This is a genomic window from Desulfuromonas sp. AOP6 (assembly GCF_009731355.2).
In the GTDB taxonomy this organism is placed as follows: domain Bacteria; phylum Desulfobacterota; class Desulfuromonadia; order Desulfuromonadales; family SZUA-540; genus SZUA-540.
In genome coordinates this window covers 881334-893857 of the sequence record NZ_AP022810.1, presented here as the reverse complement: position 1 = coordinate 893857, position 12524 = coordinate 881334, and the positions used below count along the sequence as shown (strand labels likewise).

At 48.3% G+C, this 12524-nt stretch carries 10 protein-coding genes; 1 reads left to right on the top strand and 9 read right to left on the bottom strand.

Annotated elements, in window-relative coordinates; translation table 11 throughout:
* Positions 1-223: 223 nt before the first annotated feature.
* Together AOP6_RS04265 and AOP6_RS04260 are read right to left on the bottom strand one after the other, a co-directional pair.
* Positions 224-850 carry a hypothetical protein gene (locus tag AOP6_RS04265; protein WP_213194756.1) on the bottom strand — a complete coding sequence of 209 codons (627 nt, stop codon included), beginning with the start codon at positions 848-850 and terminating at the stop codon, positions 224-226.
* Positions 851-1232: 382 nt separating this feature from the next.
* The gene (locus AOP6_RS04260) at positions 1233-1865 is read right to left on the bottom strand and encodes a hypothetical protein (protein ID WP_155875382.1); all 633 of its coding nucleotides are present in this window, start codon (positions 1863-1865) and stop codon (positions 1233-1235) included.
* 592 nt (positions 1866-2457) lie between these two features.
* Between AOP6_RS04260 and AOP6_RS04255 the strand changes: the two genes are divergently transcribed.
* A complete protein-coding gene (locus tag AOP6_RS04255) occupies positions 2458-3492 on the top strand; it encodes a site-specific integrase (protein WP_155875381.1) in 1035 nt (344 codons plus the stop codon).
* 783 nt (positions 3493-4275) lie between these two features.
* Here the strand turns inward: AOP6_RS04255 and AOP6_RS04245 are convergent.
* The 7 genes from AOP6_RS04245 to AOP6_RS04215 all read right to left on the bottom strand — a co-directional run bounded on the left by AOP6_RS04245 (position 4276) and on the right by AOP6_RS04215 (position 12421).
* Entirely contained in the window at positions 4276-4818 is a 543-nt protein-coding gene (locus AOP6_RS04245) for a hypothetical protein (protein ID WP_155875379.1), read from the bottom strand.
* Between the two features lie 240 nt (positions 4819-5058).
* A complete protein-coding gene (locus AOP6_RS04240) occupies positions 5059-5424 on the bottom strand; it encodes a DUF4160 domain-containing protein (RefSeq protein ID WP_155875378.1) in 366 nt (121 codons plus the stop codon).
* A 113-nt stretch (positions 5425-5537) separates the two neighbouring features.
* Entirely contained in the window at positions 5538-6026 is a 489-nt protein-coding gene (locus AOP6_RS04235) for a hypothetical protein (RefSeq protein WP_155875377.1), read from the bottom strand.
* 122 nt (positions 6027-6148) lie between these two features.
* A complete protein-coding gene (locus tag AOP6_RS15250) occupies positions 6149-7234 on the bottom strand; it encodes a CHAT domain-containing protein (protein ID WP_155875376.1) in 1086 nt (361 codons plus the stop codon).
* Positions 7235-7687: 453 nt separating this feature from the next.
* On the bottom strand, positions 7688-8548 hold the full coding sequence (locus AOP6_RS04225) for a restriction endonuclease (RefSeq protein WP_213194754.1): 861 nt from the start codon (positions 8546-8548) through the stop codon (positions 7688-7690).
* 55 nt (positions 8549-8603) lie between these two features.
* Positions 8604-10445: an ATP-dependent helicase gene (locus AOP6_RS04220; RefSeq protein WP_155875375.1), complete on the bottom strand. Its 1842-nt coding sequence runs from the start codon at positions 10443-10445 to the stop codon at positions 8604-8606.
* Complete coding sequence (locus tag AOP6_RS04215) at positions 10442-12421, bottom strand: AAA family ATPase (RefSeq protein ID WP_155875374.1); 1980 nt, start codon at positions 12419-12421, stop codon at positions 10442-10444. The genes AOP6_RS04220 and AOP6_RS04215 overlap by 4 nt, the downstream gene beginning before the upstream one ends.
* Positions 12422-12524: the final 103 nt, after the last annotated feature.

Below are 12524 nucleotides of genomic sequence, written 5' to 3'. Positions count from 1 at the left end.
CATTTTTGACCCCAAAAACAGACCCATAACTGCTTAATCAACCCGCCTGCGCCTCTTCAACAAGTCCCATCTGCCAAACAATCGCACCAAGCTCCACCAATTCATCCACCTGCAACCCCTTAGGCACCTGATGGGTAACTAATGAAAGAATTATGGGGCGTCAAGAAATAGTTAGGTATGGTGTCCCCAGAACTATACATACTGTCTCCTTATTATTCTATTATCATTCTTGATTTCTGTTTAACAGCCAGACACAACAAATTGGCAAAAAAGAAAAAACCAAACATATTCCCGAGAATATCTTCAAATCTGCTTTCGAAGAGATTTTTAAATCATAATTGTAATTGAAGATTTTATTATCACCGACTTCAATTTCATAAATATAGTCAACAAGTCTAAAAAATATGAACCTATCTTCATAGTAGTATGTTATGTTTTTATTAATATTTTTTTCAAGATCTAGCTTTGTCTTGTTGCTTATATGTGCATAATACTTAAGTGTATCTCCATTATTCTTCTTTATATATATCTTGTCTGAGCTTTTTCTGTATTTTTTATATTTTACCAATATACCAACTTCTTTTTTCATGTCTTCTATCTTATAAATAGAGTCAATTGGCATAGAAACAAGACCTATCACTAAAAAAATGATCCAAAGGAGATATAGCGCAATTGATGTGTATTTCTTTCTCTTAACCCTCACAAAAAATACTTGATAAACTTCAGTTTTTTTAAATTGAGTTATTAATGTATTAAAAATACTCGGGCCTTCTGTGTTTGAACTCGACTTTGGTTCCGGTTCAGCTACATGAATATTTTTCTTTTCCCTTTCGTTATCCCAGCCCATCATTGCCCCCTGAAGCTATATAGTTTATTTAAGTAGAGACGTAAGCCGAGGTCGGACCAAGAAACCAGAGAGACACTCCGGGGTCGGACCAAGCTAACCATCTGTTTTTACAGGAATAACATCCCATAAAAGTGCGTTATTCGCCGCTATAGGCACATTTTTGACCCCAAAAACAGGCCCATAACTGCTTAATCAACCCGCCTGCGCCTCTTCAACAAGTCCCATCTGCCAAACAATCGCACCAAGCTCCACCACCTCATCCACCTGCAACCCCTTAGGCACCTGATGGGTAACTAATGAAAGAATTGTGGGGCGTCAAGAAATAGTTAGGTATGGTGTCCCCAGAACTATAAATAGCCCTTACATTTTTGCTTCTCGCTGGTTATTATTTACTTTTACGATTCACAATATAGATATACGAGAGGAGAATAAGTGCAATAGATATATAATAAATCGTACGTGTCTTATTTCCAAGATAATGATTTAAGAGCCTTTCATAATTTTCATAATTTACAATACTAATTTTTTCATGAATTACATTTCTGACCATATTTAATTTAAAATAAAACGGATGAAGATCATGATCATAGTATACTGTCAAATCATCACCAACTACATTTACAAGAAAATCCTTTTCTTGCTTATTTAAATAAACCCTTAGCAATATTTTATTGCCATCTTCTTGAAGTATGACCATTTTATAAAGACTATCACGTGGTGGTTTTTTTAGTCTTAACAATTTACCCTCTGTTTTTTCTAACTGGTCAAAGCTTTGAGGAGGAAACCAAGTGCTTGTGAAATAAAGATTCCCCATAAGCAACGAATAGATCGCCACCGCATACATCAACTTTGTGAAGCGTCTCTTCATCGCTCTCACAATAAAAACTTGGTATAATTCTGTCCTTTGCAATCGAGCCTTCAATCGCACCCAAACACTAGAGTTTTCCACACGATCATTTGACTCTGGAGCTGATTCAACCTCGCGATCAGCGTGTTTCTTTTTTTTATTCCAATCCATTTTTCTCTCCAGTAAGAAATCGAACAGTTTTCACCGACAACTGACCGTTATCATTTCTGCGAACAAAATGTTCACCTAAAAACCCCATTTCACCGGCTCAGAAAACTTTGCAATTCTCATCGGTGTCGGAGCTACACACCTGACACCCCCAACTCCCTCATCAGCTTCCCCGCCCTCTCCCGCAATGGCTCATCCCTGCACAGCGCCATCCCACGCGGAAAAAGAAGAGAGCAAGAGAGCTTGCGGAATACATATACTCCAGATATCCTGTGATCCAAGGGTTATTTTTTTCACTGACCTTTGGCTGGCCGAAAATCTCCCAAAACCCAAGCCAAGGGTCAAAATCGAGTTATTACTGTCACTGTGACGTCACAAAAACGTCACAGACGCAAAAAAGGGCTACGGCGAAAACCGTAACCCTTTGTTTTTATTGGCGCGCGATACAAGATTCGAACTTGTGACCTTTGGCTCCGGAGGCCAAAATTATTCTTTCATAAATATTTGTATTTGCATTGTTTTTAAAAATTAAATATATTTTCGGGGACAAAATAGGGACAGTGGAGTTTTTTTTCAACACGATAAGTGAGGCCCCATGGCAACCATTACGCAGCGAGATTCAGGGTGGTGGCAAGCGAAAGTAAGGCGCAAGGGACAATCCCCGATCAGCCAAACTTTCGAGTTCAAAGAAGATGCTATTAAATGGGCTCGGGCCATTGAACGTGAGATCGACACCCAAACCTTTGTATCTGACAACACAGCACAGAGAACAACCGTCAAGGAAGTCCTAATAAGATACCGAGACGAGGTTCTTCCTCAACTCGCCGGCGGAGCCAAACCTGACCGTTCACGCATTTCTCGGCTTATTGATTGTCTAGGCGACATAAATCTTGCAGCCCTCGACTCTTCCCACATTTCTCAGTACCGGGACAAGAGGCTCCTAAAAGAAAATGCTGCTCCTCAAACCGTAAAACATGAACTCGGACTCTTGAACCGCGTTCTCAAGCAGTGCGTCATCGACTGGGGCATACACCTCCCCAGAGGGATAGCGACTACCAATGTCAGGAAGCCCACTCTACCGCAAGGCAGAGACAGACGGTTGCTCTCGGATGAAGAGGAACGACTCCTGGAAGTAGCGAAAAAATCTAAAAGTAAAGAGATCGAGCACATTATTGTCATTGCCATTGAGACCGCCGCAAGGCGTGGTGAAATCGCGGCCATGACCTGGAAGGACATAGATCTTAAAAAACGGACCTGGCACATTCCAAAGACAAAAACAGGGGTCCCCCGCACTGTCCCTCTTTCCCGAAGAGCAGTGGCAACACTAAAATCATTGCCTCGGCGGATTGATGGCAAGGTGTGGGCCCTCAAAAGAGACGATAGCATTACCCAGGCATTCGAAAGGCTCTGCAAAAGAAAAAGAAAGATTAACGGAATGAACATCACTGAGGAACTTTTCCCCAATTTGAACTTTCATGATCTTCGCCACGAGGGAACGTCCCGCTTCTTTGAACGTGGATTCAACATTATGGAGGTAGCTACCATCACAGGCCATAGAGACTTGCGAGTATTACGAAGATACACTCACTTACGCGCAGAGGATTTGGCCAAAAAGCTTAACGACGGGTAACAGTGCCGCAGAGGTGAAGTGGCTAATTTTTTCATCGTTTAGCGCCCTGACAAACTTGACACTATTTGTCGTGCTGCAGCCCTTCTTTATGGTCGTAATTGTGCGTGACAAAAGCCGATTAGAGCAGCATCCTCCGGCAGCATCCTCGAGGGACATCCTAGGGTGACCTTAGTAGCACCCCGAGCTGACCTACCACACCCCCTTGAGTGTCAATCGATATCGAAGTCTGTCCCATCAACGGCGTCCAACCGCGACTCACTATGAAACCGTTTTGTATCTAATTTCATTGGTTTGTAATTTTTTACACTATTGAACCATGTGCTGATGGTGGATCTGCCGATCAACAGTCAGCACTGGAATTCGTGATTCACCGCAGCATTGGATATCCTAGTGGCCTGACTCGACCAGATAAAACCGGGTTAATTCGGACCAAATCTGATTAAATAAAATTAAATCTAATTAAATTTACCCTGATTTAACCTACCCTGATTTAACCTACCCTGATTTAACCTACCCTGATTTAACCTACCCTGATTTAACCTACCCTGATTTAACCTACCCTGATTTAACCTACCCTGATTTAACCTACCCTGATTTGATTTACCCTGATTTGACCTGGTTTGATTTGGCTTTGCATGGCAATACGTGTCTTTGCATGGCAATACAGGTCGTTGCATGGCTTTACAGGTCGTTGCATGGTAATACAGGTCGTTGCATGGTAATACAGGTCGTTGCATGGTAATACAGGTCGTTGCATGGCTTTACATGACTGCCAAAAACGACTCAAACATCCTGCCGAGACAGCAACCACGCTCCGAAAAATGGATTCGTAAAGCGCCACCTTTTGCCATCGTGAAAGACGATCTTCTGGTAGGCCAAGCGTTTGAGTGCCGGCCCAATAGCTGAAGGGTTCGAAACCGCGGCCCTGCGCACAAAGGCAGCAGAAGTAGGTTGTTCTCCGCCTAACTCCGCCAGGGTCTGTAAAATCCTGACATGACTATCGACCAGACGGGCCAACATCACTTCATAAGATTTTTGTTCCCGAGCGAAGACAAGATGAATGGCAGCCGGAATCATCTCATTGCCAATGACATCCCTGTCGTTGCTGATCGTCCATAGAGCTTCGCAGAATTGCTGAATGTCCCCCGTTACACTGTCGGTTAGTTCAAAAGTTCTAGTCAGCACATTGGTGGCATTCGTGCGATTTCCTGTGCGAACCTTGGCCGAAAGGTACCCCACAAAGTCCTGGTGAGACAAAGGCCCGATAAAAAGAGATAAGGCCGATTTTAAAAAGGCCGAGTCCGGATGATTGAATATCTCATCCATCTGGTTGCGAATACTTCCTGCATATAATTGCCCTGAAGATTCAGCGGTGCAACTGATGAATTCTAGGTAAAGCAAGACCCTGATGTACGACAAAATACAAGACAGCCCAACTTGAAATCACCAAGTTGGGCTTCTGAGTGTCCTGAATTTCGTGAATTATGAGATTATTTATTTTTAGACCGAGGGTGTCTCTTTTGAGGGAAAAGAGCAGTTAGATATTCGTCTAAAGACATTAGTGGGTTAGGGAATTTTTCCTACCGGACAGCCTGTGGGGCGAGTGTCGTTCCATACTTTTTTTAGTGTCTCTTTGTTTTTGCTGTGCCACGCTTGTACGACTTTTTGATCTTTCCTTTTGAGGTCACCTTCAATGTGGTTGCCGTTCTCTATATCGAAGCTGCTTTTTTCTGAATTGTGAACAACATGAAAGTGTGGAGGAGCGTGCTCGTCGGAGTATATTTCTATTTTTACTCCACGCACACACACAACTAGTTTTTCAAGCATGTGCGGGTCACGTGGTGGCGCAGTCAGTTGTTCAAACAAGTTGAAATAATTTTTTAAACTTCTTTCGAGCTGCTTTATTTCATCGTTCTCGACGGTATTATTCATTTTTATTTCCTAACGTTTAAGTCAGCGGCGCCGTATAGGCCAAGAGCCAAGTAGACAATTTTCGAGGGCCACTGCTGTATCTCTGTCCGCTGAATCTGATGGTTAAGCCATTTTCATTTATCAAATACGAGATGTGGAATGTCTCTGTAGCTGGTCAAGAGTTTTTTCAAAGGTGAACAAGAGCTCTCTTGTGATATTTTTATGATTTCATTTTTGAACCTACCCTCAAACCAAACCCTCAGTAACTCCTTATCATCTACTTGCCTCAGATCATACTGGCTCTGGAGGTAAAATAAATTATTCGTATTCTCATAGATTTCAGTAAGATATAAAGACAAGGCGAACCTTGCCCTACCAAGTATCTCTTGCTCCATAAACTCTCGGTCTATCGCTTCAAACTCTTCAGCTTCTTTGCACAATTGATATGTAATTTCCTCTTCCAGGAATTTGTATTCGCGACCTCTCAGGAAGACGTAAATTTCCCCTAAAAACGTCCCACTATTAAATTTCGGGAAACTTATGGCTGTGATTACGGTGGGACACCCTGCACCCCTGATATCGTTCCCCTTGAACACAGAGTAGCTCGACTCTTTTCTTGCCATGATTCTTTCTCCTTTATAGGCTTAACAAGGCTGTAGAAAAACCCAATCGACAGCCATTCTCAGCCGCCTCCGAGTCAATCTTTACACCTCTTTAAAAATTGATCCAGTTTTTACGTTTCCATTCACTCCAAATCTTCCGATTCCGCCACAACACCTTCCGGTGGGCGTACAAGGATTATTTCATCAGCATTTAGTCCGGTTTTGACAAAAAGCTCTGGGGTATCTTCCTCCGGTATTCCCTCCAGCATCATTGCGGCTTTTGCCTGATCGAAGGCCTTACTAACCGGGAGGCCAAATCCGATAGCTGAATAAAATTGCGCCCCGAATACCCTAGCGACGCTATCGCCGATCGATGTCTTCATCCCGATTGCCGCTTGCACATGCTCCACAACGGCTTCGGCCTGATTGCGTGAATAGCATGTATTGAAAAATACAAGCCTGATATTCTCAGAAGACGCCATCATTGTCTGAACAATTGCATCCTTACTAACTAATTTTGCATTGCCATGCAAATCCTGGAAAACGATTTCATCTTGGTCTGACCCATGGCCACTAAAGTGAACAATGGCCGGTTGAAATTCGTTGAGAGCTTGAAGGACATCTAGGGGCTGAATGGCCCAACATGATTCTAATTTCACAGCATCCCGATGCTTGGCCTTTCGGATCATCTCAGCAATAGCCCGAGCCTCTTCATCCAAACGTAGATGGCTCTGATCTATTGGGTTCGCTGCAAGATATAGAACAACTATTTTTTCTGGCAACTGTTTGAGTTGCTCCAATACTGATTGCGTTTCGATATGTAATTGATCATGCCGCCTCAAAGTTCCAGAGATGTCCTTCATCCTTTTTTCATGTGTACGGGCTTGTTTGTCCGCCTCGCGCTGACGTTTCTTAATCTCCTGCTCCTCTTCTCGGGCGAGCTTTTTTTCCTCCTGATTCAATTCATTTCTCTTCCTGGCAATCTTTTCTTCAAAGTCAGAAATTTTCTTCTCTATCCTTGCAGCATCATCTTGATAGCGTTGGATTTCACGAAGCTTACTCTGGATCGTACTTTGGCTACTAGCACGGCTCATGGCCTGGGACGCAGCATTAATTTTCCTCGACAGTTCGGCTAGTTTTTTCTGTTCGCCTGCCTTGTCTTTTTGGAATTTAGCAATTTCTTCGTTCTTCCGTTGCACATTGCGCCGGTACATATCAAGAAATGACATTTCCCCATCCTTTAGCTCCAAATTTCTTTCTCAAAGTAGCGTCCTGTGGACTATGTGAAACCGTGCGATGACGTATCCTGATTCCGTAAACTTCCCTAAAAGTAGACAGTTCAAAAACCAGAAAACCGAAGCCCCAAGCACTTCGGCAACTGCGGTTCGTAAGCTTCTCGGGCCTAGTTTTCAGGCATTACCTGCATGCCCCCTTCTGCAAGCCTCCACTTATAGGACGCTCCTAACCTCCCATAGGAGAAATCTCAGATCAAAATTCAGGCTGTTTGAGATCTCGTCGTCCTATTTCTTATGAAAGGCTAAATTCGGTGGATTTGACCTTTGTTCTGGAAGACCTGCCAAATGAGAAAACACCAAACGAATGGCCAGGAGGGGTTTTCATGTTCTGGAAGTGGTGCTTTATAGGACAGGGTTTCCCTTACAGACACGCTTGAGTCATCGTCCTCATCCCATGAAGAGATCCCGCACAGGCACAAATGGACACCCCGTTTCTGCAGCTCTCCTTACTTTCGCTTCCATTACATCGACGAAAGAGAGCTTCATTCTCAGCATCTCGGACAAGTCGAACCCGTCCATGCAGATCAGACGCTTGCCCCTCCCGAAGGCATGGAGACCGTCGGTGGAGAATCCGCTGTTACTGACGAAAACACCTCGCGACCAAGATGCCTTCTCCCCCAGTTTTCCCTCGAATGTATGTAGGTCTGCCGCGCTAATCGGGGAGTTCTGCCACTTGGCTTCAAGTAGGTAGGTTTCATTGTGCATAACGAAACTACCATCTATTTGTTCTCCCGTGAGCCGAAAGGAGGCCCGGGGTGCAAGGCCATAGGCGCTGAACAACTCCTTGAGAAAAATCTCGAATTCGTATCCACGTCTTTGGGGGGGAAGTGATGTGAGGTGAAGCAATCGGGATATTAGCTTACTTGAGGTCTCTTCCGTGAGGCAGATTGTCATCACTTCGCGAGGGGAGACGGAAGTTCCTGAGTTGCTGCCGAGTCTTTTCAGTATGCCATCGAGCAGAGCACATGCTGAATCCGAGATCGGCCTACCAGAGTAGATGTCCCATCCTTCGATGAGACCTTTGAGAAACAATCGGAGTTGCTCATCAGTGGAAACTTGCCAGAATGCCCGCAATCGGTTCGCCTTCGAGCCTGAGTTCAAGTTATAAGGGGGGGCGTATATCTCAACCCCCACCACCTCACGGAAAAACTCCTCGAACGAGCGATTGGAGAAGTTGAGGACATAACCGCCACCCATGCTTAGCTCCCGTTCAAGCTTCTGTTTTTCGATGTGCGTGAGGCTATTCATACTGATTCTCAAGTAATGGAGTAACGCAGAGACTATGGACAAAAAATGAAAAACCTCAGAAATGGACGCGCCGAACTCCAGCGGGAGCAAGAAGGTTTTCAATCCAACTCACAGGCTGACCGCGTTCGGTGCACATCGTGAAAAATACCCGTTGCTTCGCGCGGGTAAATGCCACGAAGAAGGAGTTCAATTCTTCCATGCGGCCGGGCGTTAGGCTCCACCATGTCTGATTGTCGAGCCCGTAGAATATCATTGTATGAAATTCGAGCCCTTTGCTCTTGTGGATCGTCATGAGTGTGGCCTGACCTAGCCCCTCGAATTTATCGAGCGCGTTTGTCCAAGTTTCAGCGTGCACGAGGCATTCTCCGAGGAACAGCAAGAACCCGTTCCAGACACGATCAAAATCAGGCTGACGTTGATAAGAGGGGAAAGCTCGACGCAAAACTTCGGACCCGATGAAATCAAGAGCCGCATGCGCGGCTTCGGTTACAGATTCCGGTATGGAGTCAAGGTGCCGGAACGTCCGGCGCATCTTGCGAACAAACCTTTGCAGGCGTTCCTGCAAGCGCTGCAGTCCAGCCTCATCGGCTGGATCGAGGGCTTCGAGAAACTGCAAGTCCCGCAGGGCGGCGTTCCAATTCTCAGGGCTTCTCTCCTCCGCTCCAAGACGCAGCAGGTGCAGGAGTATCTGCGTCAGATCCTCTCCAAGTAGGTCCTGGATGGCAATATCGCCCACGTTACGTGCCTCATTCCGCAACCTGAGACCGTGCGCCTGGAATGCGGGCGAAAGCTGCCTCTCCACTTCATCAGCCCGCATGCGCACGAGAATGGCAATGTCATGCGGTTCAATATTTCCCGCCTGGACCTCGCGCTCGATCCATTGCGGGAGACAATCACTTTCCTCCTCCTCGCTCGCAAACTCCCAGATCGCCGCAATGTCTCCATCAACCAGTCGGTCGGCGCGAGCCTCAGGCTCCTCGACGGTGGGATCGATCCTGCTGGCGATGACGTGCTGAATCCGGACAAGGTCTTTATGCGAGCGCCAGTTGCAAATCAGCGAAATCCGTTGCGCATCGAACTGCTGCTCGAATTGTGCGAAAGCGTCAGGCAGAGCGCCCGCCCACACCATGATGCGCTGCTTGTCATCCCCAACGGCTGTTAAGATGGCATTGCTGCCATCGAAAGCGGTACGCAGGAACTGAAACTGGGCAGAGGTTGTGTCCTGAAACTCGTCCAGGAACACGACTGGATATGTGAGACGCAAAGCGTTGAGGATTGACGGGTTCTCCCGAATCAGCAGTTCGACGAGCCGGTTGATCATTGGGAATGACAGCAGGACATGGTCATATTCGAAGTATTGGACGCGCCAATACTTCGCGACCGCGCGCTGAAGCTCCGAGCCTGCATTAGCAACCGGCAATCGCTCCCTAGCTATCGCACGTTCTAGCTGCTGGGTGTTCACACCGCGGAAATTGTGGGTGTTCAGAAAATCCTCGTAGTCCAACCTGCGCGGCGTCACGATGCGATAGCCGGCCGGAGGACGGTAGGGTTCTGGAATCGCCGCGCGAAAGCGGTCCACAAGACTTTTCGCGAATGCATCGAAGGTATAGGAGTTAAAGCGCCGGGCTTGCTCAGGCGGACAGCGCTTCGCTACCCGTTCTGCCAGATTGCGAGCTGCATCGCGCTTGAAGCTGATTGCAAGTATGCGTTTCGGCGCAGGACACAAGCCGGTCTGGAGAAGGTACGTTGCCTTCTGCGCCAGAAACTCCGTTTTCCCAGCCCCTGCCCCCGCAGTAACGAGAACGCTTCGCTCCGTCTGCAGCAGCGCCTCCCATGCGCGCGGCTCAAGATCAGCGACCCCTTGCGGCCTCCAATCTTCAGGTCGCACGAGGCTCATTCATCATCCTCAACGTCGAGCACTTCCATCAGATGCTCGATCAACGCTGTCAGCTCGGGTGGTGCGTTTCCGGTGAGGTCGTCATCTTCAATACGAGCGAGCGCGGCGAGATGCGTCTCCGGCTTGCTTCGGTTAAGAAACAAATACGGATACCACTTGAACTCATCGTAGTATTCATCGTACAGCTCGGGATCGCCGCCGGTCTTCAGGGTGACAGCTTTTTTCTCGCGAATTACGGAGGTGCCGCCGCGCGGCCCGCGGCCCCCGGGGTTGGGGTGCTGATAGGCCTCAGGGAAAGCTCTCAGCATCGCAAAATCTATATCTAGTGGAAAAGAGAAGAATATCCCTTCCTCTTTCAGGGCTCGCAACCAGTCGTTATCCTCGCCCTCATCCAGTAGGGTGCTGTCCTCGATGGCATCCACATTGTCGGGATCGATTGTACCTGCTTGGACGATGGCGTTCTCACTAAGATCGTTGTCTATCTCTCCCAGTTTGGCGACCACATCAGCAATCAGGGCAGCGCCGCCGTGCGCCCTTCCAAGGTCAAGGTCAAGGAGGGTCACGTGAGGGATGCGGAGGTCGTTTAGAAGTCTCCAGAGATGGCTGACATATCTTCCGCCTAAAGGCACGATCGGCACGAAGGATGAGTCAAGCTGAACGCCCATAGCTTCAGCAATCCGGGGGATTACGAGACGCTCGGAATCACCCTCGCCGAGAATTACGAAGCGGGCGAAGTAAAGCTCAGGGTAGGCCCTGATGGCGAGGCGGACATACTTGCTAGCTTCTTCATCATCCTTCGGCAGCGTAAGCCGCCGGACGTAGGCACACCGTTTGCAGTTGAGCCGGAAGTACCGTACCTCCTTCGGTTCTATGCGGCTGAGGATCGCCGGCGAATGGCTTGATAGCGCGACCTGCGCCGATGACAAGGCGCCGATCTCCCGCGCCTGTGCGATGATGCGGGAGAGAAAGAAGGGGGAGAGGCTGTTCTCGGGCTCTTCGATCGCAAGAAATGTCAGGCTTGTCCGCCGCAGCTTCTCCTGATCGAACGAACTCTCCTCGGCAGGCTGCGCGAATACGTCCTTCTCGACTTCCAGGGTCGCTGCCGTGAGCGCGATATGGAAGAGAGAGCGCTGACCGTCGCTGAGGTCCGCGAGCGAGCGCTCCTGCCCTGCCTCGTCGGGAAAGAAGGCAAACTCGGCCTTGCGGACTAGGTCCTCAAACCGGCTGTCGACGAGGCGTAGGATGGGCGTGGAGTCGGTATCCGCTTCGTGGACCTGCTTCCAGCGCCTGGAAAGGCGCTCAATCACAAAACGCGCAGGCTCCTCACACTCGAACTGCCGTTGAATCTCCTGGGCACTTGCCGCGCTGCCGTTCCGAAACCGATCGGACCATTTCGCGGCCTGCCAAAGGCGTCCCTTGAGCAAGGCGGTCACCTGCCCGGAGGCGTCGCGCGCAGCCGGGACATAAATGAGCTGGATGGAGCCGCGTTCCACGGCCTGCACCCGCTTGCAGTCGTCCCACTCGAAATCGTCATCAAGCGTTGTAATCCACCGGAGATCTTCCTCAATGCTGCCTTCCGGCGTGCCGTCATCGGTCCACGTCGCCTGCAGCCTCATCCTTGCCTTTAGCGCAGCGCCCGGAGCGGAAGCGGCCATCTGGAGAAAAAATTCCGGGACCGCATCCTCGGCGGCATCTTCATCAAGGCCTTCCACCTCTGGAAAGGAGAAGAACACCTCGATCGAGAGAATCGCCCCCGACTGAAGCTCCTGCTGGTCGGCTGGCAGATGGAAGTCCTGACGCCGAACGTTTCGCTGCGTAGGTGTGACGCCGAAAAGACGCAACAGCGCCTGAAAGGCTGTCGTTTTGCCTGAGCCATTGCCGCCAACGAACGCGGTGACGCAGCGTTCCAGCTTGATCTTGGTCCCTCTCGGACCGAAGCAGCGGAAATTCTTTATGAGAACCTTCTCTATCTTCATTGCCTAAGGCCCCAGCCTATTGCGTGCCAGTCGGAGATGTATTTCCAGGTGAAATTCGCTGACATTTTCATAAACCCGCATTTCTTGGCCGAAGAACGAACAG

Coding starts and splice junctions, on each gene's coding strand:
- AOP6_RS04265 (WP_213194756.1), bottom strand. CDS start 850: ATGATGGGCTGGGATAACGAAAGGGAAAAGAAAAATATTCATGTAGCT.
- AOP6_RS04260 (WP_155875382.1), bottom strand. CDS start 1,865: ATGGATTGGAATAAAAAAAAGAAACACGCTGATCGCGAGGTTGAATCA.
- AOP6_RS04255 (WP_155875381.1), top strand. CDS start 2,458: ATGGCAACCATTACGCAGCGAGATTCAGGGTGGTGGCAAGCGAAAGTA.
- AOP6_RS04245 (WP_155875379.1), bottom strand. CDS start 4,818: ATGGATGAGATATTCAATCATCCGGACTCGGCCTTTTTAAAATCGGCC.
- AOP6_RS04240 (WP_155875378.1), bottom strand. CDS start 5,424: ATGAATAATACCGTCGAGAACGATGAAATAAAGCAGCTCGAAAGAAGT.
- AOP6_RS04235 (WP_155875377.1), bottom strand. CDS start 6,026: ATGGCAAGAAAAGAGTCGAGCTACTCTGTGTTCAAGGGGAACGATATC.
- AOP6_RS15250 (WP_155875376.1), bottom strand. CDS start 7,234: ATGTCATTTCTTGATATGTACCGGCGCAATGTGCAACGGAAGAACGAA.
- AOP6_RS04225 (WP_213194754.1), bottom strand. CDS start 8,548: ATGAATAGCCTCACGCACATCGAAAAACAGAAGCTTGAACGGGAGCTA.
- AOP6_RS04220 (WP_155875375.1), bottom strand. CDS start 10,445: ATGAGCCTCGTGCGACCTGAAGATTGGAGGCCGCAAGGGGTCGCTGAT.
- AOP6_RS04215 (WP_155875374.1), bottom strand. CDS start 12,421: ATGAAGATAGAGAAGGTTCTCATAAAGAATTTCCGCTGCTTCGGTCCG.